The organism is Streptomyces sp. NPDC127129 (assembly GCF_042671585.1).
Taxonomy (GTDB): domain Bacteria; phylum Actinomycetota; class Actinomycetes; order Streptomycetales; family Streptomycetaceae; genus Streptomyces.
Genome location: NZ_JBHXTV010000014.1, coordinates 199688 through 216852, shown reverse-complemented (window position 1 = coordinate 216852; position 17165 = coordinate 199688). Strand labels below are relative to the sequence as shown.

22 protein-coding genes are annotated in these 17165 nt (G+C 71.2%); 1 reads left to right on the top strand and 21 read right to left on the bottom strand.

Annotation, left to right across the window (positions count from 1 at the left end):
• Positions 1-12: 12 nt before the first annotated feature.
• The 14 genes from ACFVGW_RS26335 to ACFVGW_RS26270 form a co-directional block, all read right to left on the bottom strand.
• Positions 13-276 (bottom strand): hypothetical protein, encoded by a 264-nt coding sequence (locus tag ACFVGW_RS26335; protein ID WP_383223063.1) that lies wholly within the window; start codon positions 274-276, stop codon positions 13-15.
• Complete coding sequence (locus ACFVGW_RS26330; RefSeq protein ID WP_385853684.1) at positions 263-496, bottom strand: hypothetical protein; 234 nt, start codon at positions 494-496, stop codon at positions 263-265. Before ACFVGW_RS26330 ends, ACFVGW_RS26335 begins: the two co-directional genes overlap by 14 nt.
• Positions 497-525: 29 nt before the next feature.
• Entirely contained in the window at positions 526-1443 is a 918-nt protein-coding gene (locus tag ACFVGW_RS26325) for a peptidoglycan-binding protein (protein ID WP_383223068.1), read from the bottom strand.
• 74 nt (positions 1444-1517) lie between these two features.
• Complete coding sequence (locus ACFVGW_RS26320; protein ID WP_385853683.1) at positions 1518-1973, bottom strand: ATP-binding protein; 456 nt, start codon at positions 1971-1973, stop codon at positions 1518-1520.
• A gap of 40 nt (positions 1974-2013) precedes the next feature.
• Positions 2014-2586, bottom strand: a complete 573-nt coding sequence (locus ACFVGW_RS26315) for a hypothetical protein (RefSeq protein WP_385853682.1) — start codon at positions 2584-2586, stop codon at positions 2014-2016.
• Positions 2586-3716 (bottom strand): hypothetical protein, encoded by a 1131-nt coding sequence (locus tag ACFVGW_RS26310; protein WP_383223076.1) that lies wholly within the window; start codon positions 3714-3716, stop codon positions 2586-2588. The genes ACFVGW_RS26315 and ACFVGW_RS26310 overlap by 1 nt, the downstream gene beginning before the upstream one ends.
• 10 nt (positions 3717-3726) lie before the next feature.
• Positions 3727-4866 (bottom strand): hypothetical protein, encoded by a 1140-nt coding sequence (locus ACFVGW_RS26305; RefSeq protein ID WP_385853681.1) that lies wholly within the window; start codon positions 4864-4866, stop codon positions 3727-3729.
• A 49-nt stretch (positions 4867-4915) separates the two neighbouring features.
• A complete protein-coding gene (locus ACFVGW_RS26300) occupies positions 4916-6100 on the bottom strand; it encodes a hypothetical protein (RefSeq protein ID WP_383223079.1) in 1185 nt (394 codons plus the stop codon).
• Positions 6101-6140: 40 nt separating this feature from the next.
• Complete coding sequence (locus tag ACFVGW_RS26295) at positions 6141-7340, bottom strand: hypothetical protein (RefSeq protein ID WP_385853680.1); 1200 nt, start codon at positions 7338-7340, stop codon at positions 6141-6143.
• Positions 7341-7405: 65 nt separating this feature from the next.
• On the bottom strand, positions 7406-8332 hold the full coding sequence (locus ACFVGW_RS26290) for a phage distal tail protein (RefSeq protein ID WP_352188368.1): 927 nt from the start codon (positions 8330-8332) through the stop codon (positions 7406-7408).
• Positions 8333-8362: 30 nt separating this feature from the next.
• The gene (locus ACFVGW_RS26285) at positions 8363-9616 is read right to left on the bottom strand and encodes a tape-measure protein (RefSeq protein ID WP_385853679.1); all 1254 of its coding nucleotides are present in this window, start codon (positions 9614-9616) and stop codon (positions 8363-8365) included.
• Positions 9613-10815, bottom strand: coding sequence for a phage tail protein (locus ACFVGW_RS26280; protein WP_385853678.1), 1203 nt, complete (start codon positions 10813-10815; stop codon positions 9613-9615). Before ACFVGW_RS26280 ends, ACFVGW_RS26285 begins: the two co-directional genes overlap by 4 nt.
• 26 nt (positions 10816-10841) lie before the next feature.
• Positions 10842-11789: a hypothetical protein gene (locus tag ACFVGW_RS26275; protein WP_385853677.1), complete on the bottom strand. Its 948-nt coding sequence runs from the start codon at positions 11787-11789 to the stop codon at positions 10842-10844.
• A 98-nt stretch (positions 11790-11887) separates the two neighbouring features.
• Positions 11888-12100, bottom strand: a complete 213-nt coding sequence (locus ACFVGW_RS26270; RefSeq protein WP_352188372.1) for a hypothetical protein — start codon at positions 12098-12100, stop codon at positions 11888-11890.
• A 350-nt stretch (positions 12101-12450) separates the two neighbouring features.
• Here ACFVGW_RS26270 and ACFVGW_RS26265 point away from each other — a divergent pair, with 350 nt between their 5' ends.
• Positions 12451-13290: a hypothetical protein gene (locus ACFVGW_RS26265; RefSeq protein WP_385853676.1), complete on the top strand. Its 840-nt coding sequence runs from the start codon at positions 12451-12453 to the stop codon at positions 13288-13290.
• 45 nt (positions 13291-13335) lie between these two features.
• Here the strand turns inward: ACFVGW_RS26265 and ACFVGW_RS26260 are convergent, their stop codons facing one another.
• From ACFVGW_RS26260 to ACFVGW_RS26230, 7 genes are all read right to left on the bottom strand, one after another.
• Positions 13336-13533, bottom strand: a complete 198-nt coding sequence (locus ACFVGW_RS26260) for a hypothetical protein (protein ID WP_383223090.1) — start codon at positions 13531-13533, stop codon at positions 13336-13338.
• A gap of 215 nt (positions 13534-13748) precedes the next feature.
• Positions 13749-14039, bottom strand: coding sequence for a hypothetical protein (locus ACFVGW_RS26255; protein ID WP_352188374.1), 291 nt, complete (start codon positions 14037-14039; stop codon positions 13749-13751).
• Positions 14040-14127: 88 nt separating this feature from the next.
• Complete coding sequence (locus ACFVGW_RS26250; protein WP_352188375.1) at positions 14128-14733, bottom strand: phage tail protein; 606 nt, start codon at positions 14731-14733, stop codon at positions 14128-14130.
• Positions 14734-14911: 178 nt separating this feature from the next.
• Positions 14912-15319 carry a hypothetical protein gene (locus ACFVGW_RS26245; protein ID WP_352188376.1) on the bottom strand — a complete coding sequence of 136 codons (408 nt, stop codon included), beginning with the start codon at positions 15317-15319 and terminating at the stop codon, positions 14912-14914.
• A gap of 403 nt (positions 15320-15722) precedes the next feature.
• Positions 15723-15935 (bottom strand): hypothetical protein, encoded by a 213-nt coding sequence (locus tag ACFVGW_RS26240; RefSeq protein WP_385853675.1) that lies wholly within the window; start codon positions 15933-15935, stop codon positions 15723-15725.
• Positions 15929-16648, bottom strand: coding sequence for a hypothetical protein (locus ACFVGW_RS26235; protein WP_385853674.1), 720 nt, complete (start codon positions 16646-16648; stop codon positions 15929-15931). Before ACFVGW_RS26235 ends, ACFVGW_RS26240 begins: the two co-directional genes overlap by 7 nt.
• Positions 16641-16919, bottom strand: coding sequence for a WhiB family transcriptional regulator (locus tag ACFVGW_RS26230; RefSeq protein ID WP_383311215.1), 279 nt, complete (start codon positions 16917-16919; stop codon positions 16641-16643). The genes ACFVGW_RS26235 and ACFVGW_RS26230 overlap by 8 nt, the downstream gene beginning before the upstream one ends.
• Positions 16920-17165: the final 246 nt, after the last annotated feature.

Here is a 17165-nt window from a genome sequence, read left to right as displayed (position 1 = left end):
GAGGGCGGCGGGCTACCGGCCCGCCAGTTCCCAGACCGCGAGCATCAGGCCGGCGCTCGCGGTGAGCGCGGCGATGCTGGTCAGCGGCCAGCGGGAGCGTTCCAGGGCGTCCAGCCTGGCCTCGTGGTCGGCGAGCTGTTTGTCGGTCTGGTCGCTGCGCTGGACGAGCAGGGCCAGCGAGCCGTCGACGCGGGCGAAGCCGGCCTCCAGCGTGCCGCGCAGCCGTTCCAGTTCGAGTGCCACCGCCACCGGGTCGTTCGGATCAGGCTCGGTCATCGGCCGCCGCCGGGGTGGTGCGCAGCCAGGACGGCAGCATGTTCTGTACGGCGGGCAGCGCCATCACCCGGGTCAGGGCTCCGGCCACGGCCAGCGCGCCGGCGACCCAGGGGAGGGTCGCCGGGAGGCCGGCGGCGTCGACGACCGCGGGGAGTACGACGGCGATGCCGACGGCGGTCTGCAGGACGGTGCGCGCGGTGCGCTTGGCGGCATCGGACATGGGGGTTCTCCTTGCGTGCTGTACGGGACTCAACCGCTGTACGGGACCTTGAGCGCGTTCCAGGACATGACGCCCGGCCAGCCGTCGGCGTCGGAGCCGCCGAAGCCGAGCTTGCGCTGCCACTTCGCGTAGCTGCGCCGGTCCGCCTCGCCCCAGCGGGGGGAGGGGCCGACGGCGTACGCGGAGCAGCCCTCGGCGACCAGCCGGCGGCCCATCGCGGTGACGATCGGGGAGCTGGGGTTGTTCTTGAAGAACGAGGTGCCGGGGAAGGGCTGGTAGCGGGGGGCGGCCGGCTTCGGCTTCTGCGGGGCCGGGGGCTGCTTGGCCGGGGAGGCGGCGAGCCGCTTCTGGACCCGGTCGCGCATGCCCGGCATCGCGAAGCCGCGCGGGTCGCTCTTCCAGTCCGACCATTCGAGGTGGCCGATGACGGACTTGGCGCCCCAGCCGTGGGCGCGGCAGAGCGCGGCGGACGTCCGCTCGATGGCGTCGAGCTGGGCGGCCGGCCAGGGGTCGCCGCCGTTGCCGAGGTTGATGCACTCGAAGCCGTAGAAGCGGGAGTTGCCGTCGACGGCGCCGGGGCTGCCCTGGTGGTGGCGGGGGGTGGGCGGACGGGTTCCGTAGGTCTCGGTGATCACGGCCTGGAGGACCGAGGGGTCGCCGCCGCCCGCGTGGTTGGCGCGGCCGTTGGCGACGAGGTGGACCGTGCCGTCCTTGGCGATTACGCCGTGGCAGAGCGGGCCCGGCAGCCCGGTGTAGCCGTTGTAGCAGAGCTCGACGGACGAGGCGGTGCCGCTGGAGACGGTGTGGTGGATCATCACGCCGACGACCGGCCCCCAGGCGCCGGCCTGGTTGCGGTGGTGGGTGCGCCAGCCGTCGTGCTCGACGACCTTGACGCCTTCGGCGCGGAGCGCGGCGACGAGCCGGTCCGCGGAGAGGGGAGTGGCCATGGTGACCTCCGGGCTTGCGGGCATGAAAAAAGCCCGCGCGGGGGCGGGCGTACAGGTGGGGTGGGGCTTCGGCGCTACGGGGCCGTGGCGGGAGCGGGTTCCGGGGTCGGGGTCGGGATCGGTTCCGGGGTCGGCGCAGGCTCCGGCTCGGGCTCGGGCTCGGGCTGCGGCGTCGGCGCCCAGGTCGCGCAGAGCGCGGCGTAGGCGGCCCGGCGGGACTCGAAGTCGGCGAGGGCCGCGGCGACGGCCTGCTCGACGGAGGTCGGGTCGGGGACCACGGGGACGCCGTCCTCGGCGTGGACGATGGTCAGGCCGGCGCCGCGCAGGACGACGTCGGCCGTGGACTTCTCGGTGAGTTCGGCGGTGACGTACACCGACGGGTACTGCCCGGTGACCGGGTCGATCTCCAGGGTGTAGCTGAGGCTGTTGTCGTAGACGCGGACATTGAGGGTGTGGCCGCCCTCGGTGACGACGGCGCGGCCGGCGTAGTCGATGGCCACGCCCCAGGGCTGGGTGGGGTCGGTGTTCATGGGGTACTCCTCGTACTCGTCGTCCTGCGGGGAGGGCGGGTCAGGTCTGGGCGCCGTGGATGAGGACCGCCTGGGCGTAGACCGTGCCGCCGGCGGCCATGGCCTGGATCTCGATGTTCATCGTCTGGCCGAACCTGGTCTTCATGTCGCCGGGCAGCAGGCCGAGGTGGTCGTAGGTGGTGCCCGCGGTCACCGTGGGACCGAACTGGACGTTGTCGACGAGCACCCGCACCTGCCCGGTGGCGCCCGACGAGGCCGCCGTGTTGACGACGAGTCGCATCTTCGGCTGCCAGACGGGGTTGGAGGAGCGGGCGACGGTCGTGAACGCGGCGGCGGTGGTGGAGGGCCACTTGACCGGATCGGTGGGCAGCGGCGGCATGAGCTGCAGCCAGGGCCGGGCCAGACCGCCGGTCAGGATGTCGTCCGCGAAGATCTCGTGGTTGTAGCCGTCGAAGATCCGGAACAGCGGCCGGGTGATGGTGACGCTGCCGGTCTGCGTGGCGGGGCGGAACTCGTTGACCGGGGGACGCGTGTTGACGGCGGTGGACAGCGCCTTGAGCCGGCGTTCCATCTGGTTGAGCCGGTCGATGATGTCCTCGGGCAGCTGGGGCATCAGGCCTCCTCAAGGTAGAGCTCGGCGGTGTCGGGACGGCCGCGCTCCGGGGGAGTGACCTTGACGCCGATGATGCGGTAGCGGGCGTCCAGGCCCTGCGCGAACCACTCGTCGTGGATCCGGATGCGGGCGATGCGCCCGATGAGGGCCGGCGGGACCATCCCGCCCAGGTGGATGGTGATCGCCGGGATCACCACGGCGCCGCGGGCCTGGGCGAGTTCGGCCGCGGCCAGCGACTCCAGGGTGAGCGTGTCGGTGATCTCGTTGTGGTCCGAGGACAGGTCGATCAGCGGCCAGCCGTCGACGAGGAGCGAGGTGTCGTACTGCTCCTTGCCGTAGAGCGGGCGCGACTCGGCGGCCGCATTGGCGTTCACGGACGCGCCGCGGGCCACCGCGGTGGTGCCGCCTCGGGTCGCGTCGTACGGGAAGGAGTACGACAGGATGACGCCGGGCCGGTCGAAGAGCAGGTCGGTGGCGCCGTTGACGATCTTCGGTTCGCCGAGGCGTAGCTGGCGGACCCGCTGCCCGCTGATCGGGTCGCGGTAGACCAGGATCTGGTGCTCGAAGCCGTCCTGCATGGCGGCGATCTGGTTGAGCGCGTCCAGGTAGACCGTCTCGTCGCCCTTGCGCCACGAGACGGTGCGCATGACCTTGGGCGGCTCGTCGCCGAACGTGATCCCGAGGCGCTTGGGTTCCTGGTTCGCAGGGGCGCCCGGGTAGCTCTGGACGTCGAGCTCGCTCCACAGCCGGCGCGCGATCTCCAGCTGGTAGGCCGGGGTGTCGTACGTGATGTCCGTACGGATGCGCCGGCGGCCCGCGTACGAGTCGAAGGTGGCGGCCTGGATGCCGAGGGTCAGCACGCCGCGGCCGCTGGACTGCAGGGTGGTGGTCCACACGATGCCGCCCCACCACAGGTCGCCGCCGCGCTCCAGATACACCGAGGTGCGGCCCTCCCGTACCTGCTTGACGCGCTCGGCGATGGCCTTGTTGGGGATCGGGATGGTGCCGGAGAGGGAGCCGGCCTTGCCGATGTAGTCGTCGAAGGAGACGTCCCGCAGGGGCAGGATGTCCAGGGTCTGGTCGGTCAGCAGGTCACAGAAGATCGCCCGGTAGGGCGTGTCGAGGCTCATCGGGCTCCCCTCAGAGGACGTAGGTGGCGGAGACGCGGACGTTGCGGCCGGCCATGAGCACGCCGGTGGGGGACCAGGTCCGCAGGTTGACCTGCCCGTTGGTCCAGATGTTGGCGCCGCCGTTGGCGAAGCCGTCGCAGGCGGAGACCTCCATGTCGAAGGCCGGCCGCCAGCCCGCGGGCAGGGTGCACAGCTGCTCGTCGTCGATGTTGCCGGCGCTGTTGGCGGTGATGGTCGCGCCGCTGCGGGTGACGGAGAGGAGCAGCGAGACGATGCCGCGGGTGCGGCGCGCGTTGAAGGAGACCAGGCTCCAGCCGGGCAGCATGGTGACGCCGCCGGTGAGGGTCTCCACCTCGACCGGCGGCTGGTAGTTCGCCCACGCGGTGCCGTTCCAGCGCTGGAGCACCCCGCTGTTCTCCCGGAACTGGCCCGGGTAGCCGCCGGTGGACAGCGTGCCGGCGGGGGCGATGCCGCCGATCTCCTTCGGGTAGGCGACCCAGGCGGTGCCGTTCCAGCGCTGCAGGTAGTGCGAGTCGTCGTTGTCCTGGTACTGGCCCGGGTAGGAGCCGATCACCGTGGCGTTGTTGTGGACGGGCAGGATGCCGCCCGCCGCGACGGTCGAGGTGCGCAGGTCGGTGACGGTGCCGGCCGCCGTCCAGTCGATGCCGCCGGTGCCGGCGGAGGCTCCGGCCTTCACCCTGACGTGGAACAGCGCCAGCGAGCGGGCCGGGGCCGCGGGCGGCGTCGGAGCGGCCTTCGGCTCGCCCTTGACGATCTCGACGACGGCGTCGTACTTGCCCTGGAGGTCGGCGTCGTTGTCGTACACGCGCAGGACGACGAGGTCGATGCGCGGGTTGAGGGCGTCGCCGTCGCCGAAGGTGATGGTCATGTCCTGGTCGAGGGCGACGGGGTAGGCGCCGTCGGAGTTGCCGCCCTGGACGACGGCCCTGCCGTGGTACACGGTGGCCGTCATCGGGCCGGCGCTGCTGATCCAGAGGCCGCCGATCCGGAACTTGCCGTCGTACGTTCCGGGCAGGATGCCCGACCGCACGCCGAGCGGGTTGGTGGGGGTGGTGGCGCCGATGTTGGTGATACGGGTGTTCTGGCGGGTCTGCCCAGTGGGCAGCAGCCAGCCGGAGCGTACGGGCATGGGGTCTCCTGGGGGAGGGAAGGTCGGGCAGCCGGTGACGGGCGGCCGGTCAGTGCTGCGGGACGACCTGGAGGAACGTGTTGTTGAACCACGCCTGCAGGGCGGCGTTGGTCGTCCGGTAGTGGGCGGTGACCGTGTACGTCGCCCCCGCCGTCAGGGTGTGCAGACGCTGGGTCGTGGCGACGGAGATGTTGCCGGGGGACTGGCAGACCACCGCGTACGAGTCGCTGTTGTCGCGGTGGACGGCCGTGCCCTGCATGACCTTCACGCTCATGAAGCCGACGCCGGACCCCGAGCCGACCAGCTGGATCCGCGAGCCGAACGTGAGCATCGCCTGCCGCGAGGCCGGGGCGACGAAGGTGAGGGAGAGCGCGGGCCGGTCGGCGAGCGCGCTCACCCACGCGGTCGAGGTGGTGTAGCTGGCGGTCAGCGTGTCGTTGAAGTACGGACCCGGGACGGCCGGGGCCCACGCCGAGCCGGTCCAGCGTTCGAGCCGTCCGCCCGCACCGTCCCGGTACTGGCCGGTGTAGGTGCCGGGGGCGGAGGCGCTGACCGAGTTCGGGACGACGCCGCCGACGGCCTGCGGGTACGCCACCCACTTGCCGCCGTCCCAGCGCTGGAACTGGGCGTCGGGCGTGTCCTGGTACTGCCCCGGGTAGGCGCCCGGCTGGACCGGGCCCTCGACCGGGAGGATGCCGCCGACGGAGGAGATGGTGGTGCGCAGGTCCTTGAGGCCCGTGGCCCACGGGATGCCGCCGTTGCCCGCGCTGGCGCCGGCCGGGACGGTCACCTCGTACAGCGCCAGGCTCCGCGCCGGTACCGGCCTGGCCTTCGGGGTCTGCTCCGCGAAGCCCTGGATGATCTCGATGACGGCCTCGTTGCGGTCGCCCTCGTAGAGCTTGTCGTGGATCCGCAGGACGACGAGGTCGACCCGGTTGTACAGGGCGTCGCCCGGAGCGAAGGTGATGTTCTCGGAGGCCGGCAGCGTCACCGGGTAGGCGCCCTGGGAGATGTCTCCCTGGATGACCGCCCGGCCCTCGGAGACCGTCGCCGACATGGCGGAGGCGTTCGTCATCCAGAAGCCGGACAGCCGGTACTTGCCGTCGTAGGAGCCGGGCAGGATGCCGGAGCGGACCTGGACGGGGTTGAGCGCGTTGGTGGCGCCGATCTGGGTGAGCCGGGTGTCCTCGCGGGTCTGGCCGGTCTCGGCGACCCAGCTGCTGCGCAGGTTCATGGGGTTCTCCTTCGATGAGGGTCGGTGGGCGGACGAGCGGTCAGGACTTGATCCACTCGGCGGTCAGGGTGCAGGCGTAGCCGGAGCCGCCGAGCGTCTTCACCGCCGCGGTGTGGCTCTGGTAGCCGGCCAGTTGGAGGGTGTTGCCGGCGGTGAGCCTGACCAGCCCCTGGCCGCCGACCGTGATGGCGCTGTTGCCGGCCGGGGTCAGCCATGTCATGCGCTGCACGCCGGTCCCGTTGACCAGGACGCGGGCGCCCCTGGCGCCGGTCTGGGCGTCGTTCTGCCAGACGGCGTGTGCGCCGATGCGCCACCAGCCGGTGCGCGGCACGACGAAGGTGTCGGTCCCGTTCCAGGCGGCGGCGTCGTCGGCGTCGACGGTCGGCAGGCTGAGCACGGTCCAGGTGTTGGACGGGACACTCTGCTGATGGGACGTCAGCGTCTGGGAGGCGCTGAACAGGAGGGACGACCTGCCCTGCACGTACTGCCAGGCCGCGCCGTCCCAGCGCTGCAGGATCCCGCCGTTGTCCCGGTACTGGCCGGTGTAGCCCCCGGTCGAGACCAGGGAGCCCGGGGCGATCCCGCCGATCGCCCTGGGGTACGACAGCCAGGTCGTGCCGTCCCAGCGCTGGAGCATCCCGGAGGCGTCCCGGTACTGGCCGGCGTAGGCGCCCTTGAAGCCGCTGGTCGGCAGGATGCCGCCGAGCGCCACCACCGGCCAGTGCTGCTGGGTGACTCCGCCGGTGGTCCAGGCGATGCCGCCGGTGCCGGCGGAGGTGCCCTTCGGGACGCGGACCGTGTACAGCGGAATGGTGCTGCCCGGGCCGCTCGCCGGGGCCACGGGCGTGGCCTGCGCGGTGCCCTTGACGAGCCGTACGACGGCCTCGGTGGTGCCCGTACGGTCGTAGGTGTCGTCGACGACGGCGAGTTCGACCAGGTCGATCCGGTCGTACTGCGGGTCGCCGTCGGTGATCGTGAGGATCTCCGGGCTGGTGACGGCCACCAGGTAGGAACCCTGGGCGGTGTCGTTGCCCTGGACGACGGCCCTGCCGGTGCCGATCGTGCACTGCATGGGCGCCGTGCCGGTCAGGGGCAGGCCGCCCGGCACGACGCCCGGCCGGGAACGGAGCGGGGTCTCCTCAGGGCTCTGGCCACTGGGGGTGAGCAGGGCGGCGAGGGTGAGACGGGTGTCCTCGCGGGTCTGGCCGGTGGACTGGAGCCAGGCGGCCTTTACGGTCATGGGTGCACCTCTTCGTGGGGAGGAGCGGATCCGTCGGATCCGTCAGGAGCGGAAGGGGGCTGCGGTCACCACTCGGCGCTGCGCCAGCGGACCGTCATGAGTGCCTCGGGGGTCGCCTCGTCGGGGCGGAACGACAGTTCCGTACGGCCCGGTTCGAGCAGGAAGAGCTCCTCCGGGCTGGAGTCCGCCATGGCGGTGTGACGGCGGGACGCGGTGTTGTTGAGCATGACCGTGCCGTTGGCGGTGTCGACGACGAGCTCGTCGCCGGCGGCCAGGTCGATCGCGTACCGGAGCCGGCGCTTGCTGACCCGCTCGGTGACGGTCGGCATGGAGCACGGTCCGCGGAAGGCGATCACCGGGTGGGTGGCGGCGGAGCCGGTGTTCTCGGCGACGGCGTCGCCGGTGCTCGTGGCCTGGCCCCAGTTGAGCGGCCAGGTCAGCGGCCAGGTGAGGCCGGATTCGGGCTGCGGGGCGGTGGTGGTGGCCACCTCCTCCTCGACGGTGTAGCGCCGGGGGTCGGAGGCCAGCCACTGGATCGACATCTTGGAGCTGCCCTGGGTGGCGAAGCCCTGGTCGGCCGGGACGACCCGCTGGGCGATCCGCGCGCGTACGGCGAGCATCTCCCCGTGGAGCCGGACGGTCAGCCAGCGCTCCTCGTCGAGCAGGGCGAGCGCCTGCCGCAGGGCGCGGATGGCGCCGGGTGCCGTGTTGTACTCCGGCATCAGTACGACCGTTCCGCCGACCTTGCGGGGCTTGGCGTACCGGGAGCCCGGCCAGGCGCCGTGCGAGGTGGGGCGTTCGGCGTCGGAGGAGTCGTACTCGGGCAGGTCCTCCCAGCCGGTGAGCCCGGAGCGGTCGACGGCGAACGGTGTGCCGGGGCCGATGAGAAGCCCGGCCCACTGGATCTGCCCGTCCTGGGTGATCAGCGAGCCGGGCGCGACGTCGGCGGTGAGTCCGTTTCCGGAGGCGTATGCGGTTGTGGTCTCGGCCATGGGGGCCGTCACCTCACTTCTGATGGGGTGTCACTGACGGGCGGTCGCGAGGAACAGCAGGTCCTCGGCGGTCGACCGCGGCCCGGCGCCGGGCTGTTCGTAGAAGTCCCGTACGCGGTGCGGCGGTGGGGGCGGCTCGTGGACCGCCGGGACGCGGCGGTTCTCCAGTTGGGAGAGCGAGTCGATGCGGTAGTCGTCGGCCGTGCCGGGCATGACGATGCCGCCGTCGGCGAGCATCGGGATCTTGTCGATCTCGACGCCGAACTTCTTGCCGGTGAGGGGGATCTCGAAGCTGAGCTTGTTGAGCCCGTCGATGAGCCAGTTGGCGAAGGCGATGAGGCCGTTGATCGGCCCCTTGACGACGCCGATGACGGCGCTCAGGGCCCCCTTGACGAAGTCGCCGACGCCGCGCATGGCGCTGCCGACCGCGTCCTTGGCGGTACGGAAGAAGCCGGGGATCTTGTCCGTGACGAAGGACAGGACCGGCTTGACGGCGTTCTTGACGCCGCCCATCGTGCTGGAGGCGATGCCCCGCAGCGCATGGGAGGCGGCGGAGACGGACGAACCGGCCTTCGACAGGCCGCTGATTGCGGAACCGATGACCTTCAGGGCGGTGGTGAAGAGGGTCAGGTACCCCTTGAAGTAGGTTCCGACGGCCTGTCCGAGGAGCTTCATGACCGGCTGCAGGAACTTCCAGACCGCCTGGAAGCCCTTGAGGGCCTGCTGGAAGACCTGCCTCATGATCTTCTGGCCGGTCTCCGAGTTCACCGCGAGCTCGATGAGGTACGCGGCGACGGGTACGAGGATGCCGACGAGGAAGCCGATCGGGTTGGCCCGCATCGCGACGTTGGCGGCGGTCATCGCGATCGAGGCGATGGTCATGACGGTGCCGAAGCGGTCCATCAGCTGGGTGATGACGTCGGTGACGGGGATCAGCGGTACGAGGAGGGCGAGGACGCCTCCGACGGCGGAACCGACCCGGCCGGCGGCGGTTCGCGCCCTGGCCGCGGCGTCGCCGACGCGTTTGATTCCGGCGGCCGCCTTGGACTGCTGCATGCGGCGGACGGAAGAGGAGGCCCCGGAGGCGTTGCCGCCGAGGCCGCGCAGCGTCGACCCGACGGTGCGTCCGGCGGAGCCGAGCGAGCCGATGCCGCCGGCCGCCCGCTGTACGCCCTGCTTGAGCTGCTGCATCGCGTCGCCCGCCTGGGCGGCGCTCTGCCGCAGGGAGTTCATCACCGGGGTGACGCTTCCGAACCGCGGCATGGCGACTGCCGCGGCACTCATCCGCGTGCCTTCGCCAGATACATCAGCGCGTCGGCCGTCGACTGCGGATCACTGCCACGGGACGCGTGGTAGTGCTCGATGTGCAGCCCGGCTCCGGCGGCGCCGCCCGTCTGCGCCTGTGCGGACATCCGGGCGCGCCGGGCCGTGAGGGCGAGCAGCCGGTCCAGCTTGGAGAGCGGGAGGACGGCCTCGGCCTCGCCGGCCTCGGCGATGATCGCCGGGACACCGCCGGCGCGGGGCATGACGACACCACCGGTGGCGAGCATGGGGATGGTCGGGATGTTGACGCCGAACGTCTTGCCGCCGACGACCGGCACCCAGCCGGGGACGCTGACCTTGACCCGGTTCAGGCTGCCGATCATCCGGTTGATCATGCCGATGACGGCGTTGATCGGGCCGGAGACGCCGCTCTTGATGCCGTTGAACGCCCGGGACGCGATGTCCTTGAGGCCGTTCCAGATGGACGACATCTTGTCCTTCACGGCCCGGAAGGCGCTCGGGATCGCCGACTTGATCCAGTTGACCACCGGGGTGATCACGGCCTTGATGCCGTTCCAGACGGTCCGGATGACCGTCCTGATCGCGTTCATGACCGTGGTGATGACCGTCTTCCAGATCTTCACGTAGGTCTTGATGACGGTGGCGACGGCCTTGACGACCGTGGAGACGGCCTTCTTGATGCCGTTCCAGACGGTCTTGATCAGGTCGCCGGCCTTCTTCATGATCGGGCCGATGGCCTTCATGACCGAGCTGATCACGGTCTTGATGGCGTCGAAGGCCTTCTTCATGACCGTCTGCATGGTCTTCGAGCGCATCGCCATCTCGACGATCTTCTCGATGAGCGGCATGAACAGCTCGATCAGACGGGCCAGGAAGTTGCCCTTCATGGACTTGTTGAGCTTGTCCTGACCCTTGGCGGCCTTGCCGGCGCCGGACTCGTACCTGCCGAGGCTCTTGCCGGCGGTCTCGGCGGTCTTGCCGGCCTTGGCCATGGACTTCTCGGCCTGGTCCGAGGCGGTCTTGAGGTTCTTCAGCTGGGTGCTGGAGCCCTGGGCGTTGGTCTTGAGGTTCTTGAGCTGCCCGGCCGCCGACCGCCCGGCGTCACCGACCTTCTTGACCGAGGTGCCGGCGCCGGATGCCTGCGTCTTGAGGCTGCTCAGCGAGGTGGACGCGTTCTTCAGGGAACTGACGAGAGACATGGGTTACCTCCTTTCTGGGGGGTTGTTCAGGTACCGGCGATGGCTCGTTCGGCCCCGGCGGCGGCCAGCTTGAGGGCCTGGAACCGCTCCTGCAGGTTCTGGCCCGCGCGGTCGAGGCCCTCGGCGGCGCGTGTGGCCGCCCGGAGATCGTTCGGGATCTTGTTCGGCGCGAAGTTCGACATGACGTCCTTGAGCGCTTCCGTCTTGGTCGTGACCGACGAGAGCGTTTCGAGGTTGACGTCGTCGACGGCCTTGCCGACCTTCTCCACGGCCGTGGCGGTCTTGGCGAGCGCGCGGGCCGACGGCAGCTTGTTGAACTTGTTGCGGAACGAGGGGGCCTTGCGGTTGAAGACCGTGATCTTGTCGATCAGCTTCTGGAGCTCCTCGCGGATCCCGCGGAGGCTGTCCTCGCTCGGGAGGGTCCCGATTCCGCCACCGTTGAAGACCCGGGTCTCGCGGTCGTTGACGGCTTGGACGTCCTGGCGGCTCCACGTGCCCTGCTCGTTCCGCGCGTACGCCTGTCCGCTGAAGATCTTCGCCTGGAGGGCCCGGGACCAGTCGGTGAACTTGGCTGCCAGCAGGAGGCCGATCGCCGGGATGGCGAGGCCCACGAAGGCCGCCGCGAAGTAGGGCCACCAGGTTCCCAGGGACTTGCCCTCGGCGATCTTCTCGACGCCGGCGGCGATCCCGTCGAGGCCGGCGGCCTCGAGCCACTCCGTCAGAGGGGCCTTCACGGCCTCCTCGTGGATGTCTTCGATCTTCTTGATGAAGGGTGCTGCGGATTCCTGCGTGAGGATCTTCGGGCTCACCTCGATGAGGGAGTTCTTGAGCTGGGAGATCTCCGCGGTCTTGTCGACCGTCTTGTCGGGGTCCTTCTCGTCGGGGACCTTGTACTTGATGGTGATGGTGCCCTTGAGGAGGTCGTCCTTCAGTCTGGCGATCTCCTGGGAGAGCCCCTCGATGGTGTCTGCCATGAACAACTCCGCTTCCGGCCGGTGACGGCCAAGCGCCGAAAAGCCCCCGCCGGCGGGAAGCGTCGGCAGGGGCTCGGCTTGAGGGGGCGGCCGGGCGGCTAGGCGTCGTGATCCCGGCGGGCGTCGCGCCGCGTCGTCGCGAGGGCGTCGTTCCAGCCGGCCGCGTACGCGAGGGTCTCGTACCGGCTGACCTCGGCGTACAGCGTGCCGAGCAACGCTCTCTTGTCGAGGGCGACGGGTCCGTCGAGGAGCTGGCGGAGGCGGTCCTGGAGCGGGATGTGCGGTCGCGATGCCTCGGCCTGCTGAGTCATGGACGCCTGCCTTCCGTTTGCTTGCCCGTGCGTGCGTGGCGGCGCCGCGGAGTGAGGAGCGGGGGCACCACGTTTTCGAACTACTGTGCGAACAGAGTGTGGAACATCTGTTCGATGTTTGTCGAGTGGAAAGCTCTGACGGCGTGTCTTCTTGGCGCGATCCAGGTGGGGTTGGCGCCGGATCGGACGGCCGGGAGCGGCCGGGTAACCTGGACGGGCGCATTCTCGGATCCGGACCACTTCGGGGCGCGCAGGGGGGCGCGAGGGGCGCGCAGGGGACCCCAGGGGGCTGGAAGGCAGTACGAGAACTGATGGACAGGGAGCCGAGCACCGGTCGCAGGGATCAGGGTGTGGACTGGCTCGATACCAGCCCCGACCTTCCCCACCTGTTCGCGCGCCTCTCCGAACTGGTCCACCTGCACGGCTACGCCCCCGAGGACCTCGTGGTGATCCCCCGGGCCGAGGTCGACCGGCGTGAGACCGCCGCGTTCACCTCGGGCTGGATCGAGGCCGTCTCGGAGGAACTCCCCCGCATACGCAGGGAGTACGAGAAGCGCGTCGCCGACGCCTACGCCCAGGGCCAGCAGGACGGACGCGGCATCCGCCGGCCCCAGCGGCGCATGGACGACGGGGCGGACGGCGCCCGCGTCATCCCGCTCCCGTTCGCCCGCCTGCTCGAACCCCCCGCCGTCGTGGTGGAGGCCGAGGAGCGCGTACGCCGGGACCGGGAGCGGGAGCGGGAACGGTTCGACGGGCACCCGGAACAGGAGCGGAACCCCGAGGTCGAACACGCGACCGCACCGCAGAGCGAGGAGGAGCCGCGCCCGCACGCCGAGGAGCCGGCCACCGACGGCGATCCCCCGCCGAGCACCCGGGAGACGAGCGCCCAGGAGGCGGGCCCTCAGGAGACGGGCCCTCAGGAGACGGACACCCGGGAGGCGAGGACCCGCCGGGCGGCGCAGACACAGCGGGTCCGCAAGGTCGTACGAGGCAAAGGCGGGCGACCGATAGTGCCGCCGCTCACCGGCACGCCCGGCCACTCCGGATCGGGCACCGACCGTCGCGGCCCCGAGAACGCCGAGGCGGACACCCGTCCACGCAAGGGCCGACGGCTCTCGGAACGGGCCAGGGCCCTGGAGGGCGAACTCGCGGAGCGAGCACAGGAAGCGCCCCCGGAGTCCACTCCCTGACGGGAACGGGCTCCGGGGGCCGCGGGGGCGCCGGACGGCGCGGGTTCAGCCGAAGAACCGTGCGAGCTCTCCGGGAGACACCACCTCGGCGGCGCCGTCCTCCGTGGACCGCTCGCCCCGCTCCTCCCCCTCCTCGCCCGCGACACCCGGACGGGGAACGGGCTTCGGAGGATCGGGCTGGTCGTCGTCCTCGCCGGAGTTGACACACATGAACATCCAGTTGGCGACGGCCAGATGGTCCACCGCGGCCGCGAGGAGGTGGTCGGAGATCGACCACTCCGCCGCCTCCCCGTGGATCTGGCGCTGGACGGCGCCGTCCGCGGGCAGGTGCTTGATCAGTGTGAAGAGGCGGCGGCTGGAGAGCTCGCCGCGGTACCAGTCGAGGAGATCGGTGGCGTAGTAGCGGAGGAGATCCGCCTCAAGGGCCTCGGCGTGTTCGTCGACGAACTCGACGAGGCTCAGTCTTCCCCCAGGCCGAGCCCGGTCTCCTTGCCGTAGGCCTCCAGGATGGCGGCGATGTCCTGCATGGTGATGTCGTGCTGCTCGAACCGGGCGAACTGCTTCTCACCCATCAGGAGCGCGAGCAGGCCGTCCACGTCGTTGTCGTCGAGCTTGCGCAGCGCCTTGGCGGTCGCGCGGCTGAGTTCGGTCGGAAGGGTGTAGCTCTCGCCGTCCAGCTCGAAGGACCAGCTGCGGCCGGAGACCTCCAGGCGCTGGGCGCGGGCGGCGTTGACGTCGAAACGGGCCATGGTGATGCGTACTCCTTGTTCGAGTGAGTGAAGAGGAGAGGGGTGGGGCGGGACGGCGGTCGGCCGTCCCGCCCCGGGTGGGGAAGGGTCAGACCGCCGTGCCGTACTGGCTGTCCTTCATGAGGAAGGAGGCCAGCGGCTTGCCGTTGCCGTTCGACATGGCCGTGAAGGTCACGCCCAGCTGGGACGCGGCCTTGCGGGCCAGCTTGATGTCGTCGGACGCGGTGACCTGGCCGCGCGGGATGATGAAGCGGTACGTCACCGCGGTCGTGCCACCGGCCTTGACGTCGGTGAACTCCAGGCCGAGGGCGCGCACGTCCGCGTACGGACGCTCGGCGATGTCGTACTTGTAGGTCTCGTTCTGCGCCGCCGGCTCCGGCTCGACCTTGCCGCCGCCCATGAAGAACGGCAGCGTGTCCTCGTTGAACTGGAGCATGGAGAACTTCAGCGAGAGGTCACGGGCCGAGTAGATGTAGTGCACCGGGGAGACCGACTGCCACGAGTCGATGGCCTCCAGCTTGTCCTTCTTCGAGAAGGTGACGCCGTCGCCGGTGGTGAAGCCGAGGTCCGTCCAGCCCGTCCAGTCGGCGGCGGAGTCGCCGGCACCGAAGGACGGGACGGCGGTGTCGACCTTGGCGACGTAGAGCTTGCCGACGCCTGCGACGCGGATCTCGGCAGAGTTGTTTCCAGCCATGGTGAGGATCTCCTTGTGTTGAGAGGGGTGCCGGCCCGGGCGCGTGCCCGGGTACGGCAAAGGCCCCGCCGGACGGCGGGGCCTGGTCTGTGGGGAGCGCCCGCGGGGCGCTCGGTGGGGAGGGGCCGGAGCGGAGGGCTCCGGCGGCGAAGCCGGGGCGCGAGGGCTCCGGCGGCGTCTAGAAGACGCTCAGGGAGAGCTGGATGACGCAGAGGTAGCGGTTGGCGCCCCGGTAGACGTAGTCGGGCAGCCAGCGCGGCCCGTCCATCTCCTCCACGTCCTGGACGAGGTTGACGCCGATCCGCTTGCCCATCGTGGCGAGCAGTGCGCGTCGGGCCGCGTTGGCGAGGACGTGGGCCCCGTTCTTGGTCGGGCCGTACACCTCGAACTCGATGAGCGGCTTGTCGATGTGCAGGTCACCGATCCAGGCGCCGCCGCGGCGGTTGACCAGGACGGCGCTCTGCGTGCCGTCGAAGCCGGCCGGTGCCTGGACGGCGATCGTGGCGCCGGCCAGGGCCGGGTCTGCCTTGAGGACGTCGACGACCAGCTTCTCGACGTCCGGGAACGCACTCGGGGGAGTGGTCATGACGGTTCTCCTCGATGGAAGGGGAGGGGTGGCGTGGGCCGTGTTGCGTGGGCCGGGTGCCGTCCGGGGCGCTCGACGCGGGGAAGGGGGCGGGGGCGCGGAGCGCTCCCGGACGGCGAACGGCGGAGCCTGTGGCCCGTTGCCGGGCACAGCTCCGCCGCTGCACCAACTGTGACAGAGAGCGTGCGCGCACGCAACTAATTCGGGAGGCGGTCGGGACTTCTTCGCCGACGGGCCTGTGGACCCGTCGTCTTCGACCGGAGCGGCCGTGCCGGGTTCACGCGGGCATCGCGGCCGTGCCGGGTTCACGCGCATAGCGGCCGTGCCGGGTTCACGCGGGCATGACGAAGCGCCCCGTGTCTCTCGGGGAGACACGGGGCGCTTCGTCGTTCGACCCGCCCGCCTACGCGCTACGAGGGCGGCGGCGGGCCGCTCGTTCCGCGGCGAAGACGTCCTCCAGGCGGAAGAGCTGGGCCCGGCCGGCCTTGCCGGCGGCCCTCAGGTGGCCCAGCTGGACCCACTTGCGGATGGTCGCCGGCGCGACCCCCGCCTCCTCGGCCGCGAGGGGCCCGGGGATCAGGGCGGGCAGCGTCGGCAGGGTCAGGGACGTCAGCACGGGGTCTCCTCCATCGCGGCTTCGAGTTCCTCGGTACGGCAGCCGGCCGCGTCGGCCAGCTCGTGCCACTCCGCCTCCGGCCACAGGTGCCGGTACGCGGGATCGTCCTGGCAGCCGCAGTCCTCCACCGTGCACGTGCAGGCGGGGTTCACGCACAGCACCGCCCGGCGGTCGGGAAACGCCCGGAGCGACACCGAGTCGCACCACGGGCAGCGCCCCGACACCCGGACCACCGTCTCCGTGTCGCCCAGCGTCCGCGCGCACCGCCGCGCCATCCGCCGCAGCTCGTCGCGTACGTGCCGGGCCAGGTCGGGGTGGGCCGCGATCTCGTCGAGCAGCGCGGCCGTTCGCCGCAGTCGCTCCACGACGGCCGCGCGGCCCGGGCGGGGGAGCCTGAGCCGGGCGCGTACCGCCTCCTCCAGCTCCACCACGCCGTCCGTGATGTCGCGGATCGCGTCGGAGACGTGCAGCCGGATCGGCGCGGCGCCGTGGCCGGGCACGGCGAGGCCGTGCCGCTGCTGGAGCAGCAGCGCCTCGCGGCGCTCCTCGCGGATGAGCTCGTCGCGGCCCGGGTGCGGAGCGGTGGGCGGGGCGCCGGTGGGGGAGCGGCGCCCGGGCGCGAGCTCTTCGGCGAGCTCGGGGAACTGGCGGGCGAGCGTGGCGGTCCACAGCGCGATGTCGGTGAGGATCCGTTCGGCGGCGGGCTCAGCCACGGACGCCTCCGGCGGTGAGCGGTCCCATGACCTTGGCCGTACGCGACGCGGGTACGGCACGGCCGTTGCGCCACAGGCGGCCGGCGCAGACGCCGTCGAAGTAGCTCTCCGCCGGGGCGACCGTTTCCTCGCACTCGCGGCGTACGGGGCAGTGCCCGCAGGCGCGGAGCGCCGGGGCCGCCTGCTGGACGCGGCGGGCGAAGACGACGGCCGGGGAGAGGGCGGCACACGCGGCGGCGGCCTGCCAGGAAGGGGAATCGGGGAGGAGCAAGGTGTTCTCCAGTCTCCGGGCCAACGGGCGACCCGTGGGGCCAGTGAGGTCCCGGGGGCTCAGGAGGCCGATGAGGTCGGCGGCGAGCCAGCGTTACATGTTGCGTGCGGGCGCGCAACAAGTTTGTGGAGCGAATCGGGGCAGGCCTTCACCGATTCGACACGATTGCGCGCTCAAAAGCACGTAATTCTGTGCGCGCAAGCACGCTAGAGTGGGGCGCCCGGAGGGTGGGGAGCGAGGGAGCGG

Bases quoted from the DNA above. Each gene is read 5' to 3' on its own strand.
- ACFVGW_RS26335 (WP_383223063.1), bottom strand. From the start codon at position 276: ATGACCGAGCCTGATCCGAACGACCCGGTGGCGGTGGCACTCGAACTG.
- ACFVGW_RS26330 (WP_385853684.1), bottom strand. From the start codon at position 496: ATGTCCGATGCCGCCAAGCGCACCGCGCGCACCGTCCTGCAGACCGCC.
- ACFVGW_RS26325 (WP_383223068.1), bottom strand. From the start codon at position 1,443: ATGGCCACTCCCCTCTCCGCGGACCGGCTCGTCGCCGCGCTCCGCGCC.
- ACFVGW_RS26320 (WP_385853683.1), bottom strand. From the start codon at position 1,973: ATGAACACCGACCCCACCCAGCCCTGGGGCGTGGCCATCGACTACGCC.
- ACFVGW_RS26315 (WP_385853682.1), bottom strand. From the start codon at position 2,586: ATGCCCCAGCTGCCCGAGGACATCATCGACCGGCTCAACCAGATGGAA.
- ACFVGW_RS26310 (WP_383223076.1), bottom strand. From the start codon at position 3,716: ATGAGCCTCGACACGCCCTACCGGGCGATCTTCTGTGACCTGCTGACC.
- ACFVGW_RS26305 (WP_385853681.1), bottom strand. From the start codon at position 4,866: ATGCCCGTACGCTCCGGCTGGCTGCTGCCCACTGGGCAGACCCGCCAG.
- ACFVGW_RS26300 (WP_383223079.1), bottom strand. From the start codon at position 6,100: ATGAACCTGCGCAGCAGCTGGGTCGCCGAGACCGGCCAGACCCGCGAG.
- ACFVGW_RS26295 (WP_385853680.1), bottom strand. From the start codon at position 7,340: ATGACCGTAAAGGCCGCCTGGCTCCAGTCCACCGGCCAGACCCGCGAG.
- ACFVGW_RS26290 (WP_352188368.1), bottom strand. From the start codon at position 8,332: ATGGCCGAGACCACAACCGCATACGCCTCCGGAAACGGACTCACCGCC.
- ACFVGW_RS26285 (WP_385853679.1), bottom strand. From the start codon at position 9,616: ATGAGTGCCGCGGCAGTCGCCATGCCGCGGTTCGGAAGCGTCACCCCG.
- ACFVGW_RS26280 (WP_385853678.1), bottom strand. From the start codon at position 10,815: ATGTCTCTCGTCAGTTCCCTGAAGAACGCGTCCACCTCGCTGAGCAGC.
- ACFVGW_RS26275 (WP_385853677.1), bottom strand. From the start codon at position 11,789: ATGGCAGACACCATCGAGGGGCTCTCCCAGGAGATCGCCAGACTGAAG.
- ACFVGW_RS26270 (WP_352188372.1), bottom strand. From the start codon at position 12,100: ATGACTCAGCAGGCCGAGGCATCGCGACCGCACATCCCGCTCCAGGAC.
- ACFVGW_RS26255 (WP_352188374.1), bottom strand. From the start codon at position 14,039: ATGGCCCGTTTCGACGTCAACGCCGCCCGCGCCCAGCGCCTGGAGGTC.
- ACFVGW_RS26250 (WP_352188375.1), bottom strand. From the start codon at position 14,733: ATGGCTGGAAACAACTCTGCCGAGATCCGCGTCGCAGGCGTCGGCAAG.
- ACFVGW_RS26245 (WP_352188376.1), bottom strand. From the start codon at position 15,319: ATGACCACTCCCCCGAGTGCGTTCCCGGACGTCGAGAAGCTGGTCGTC.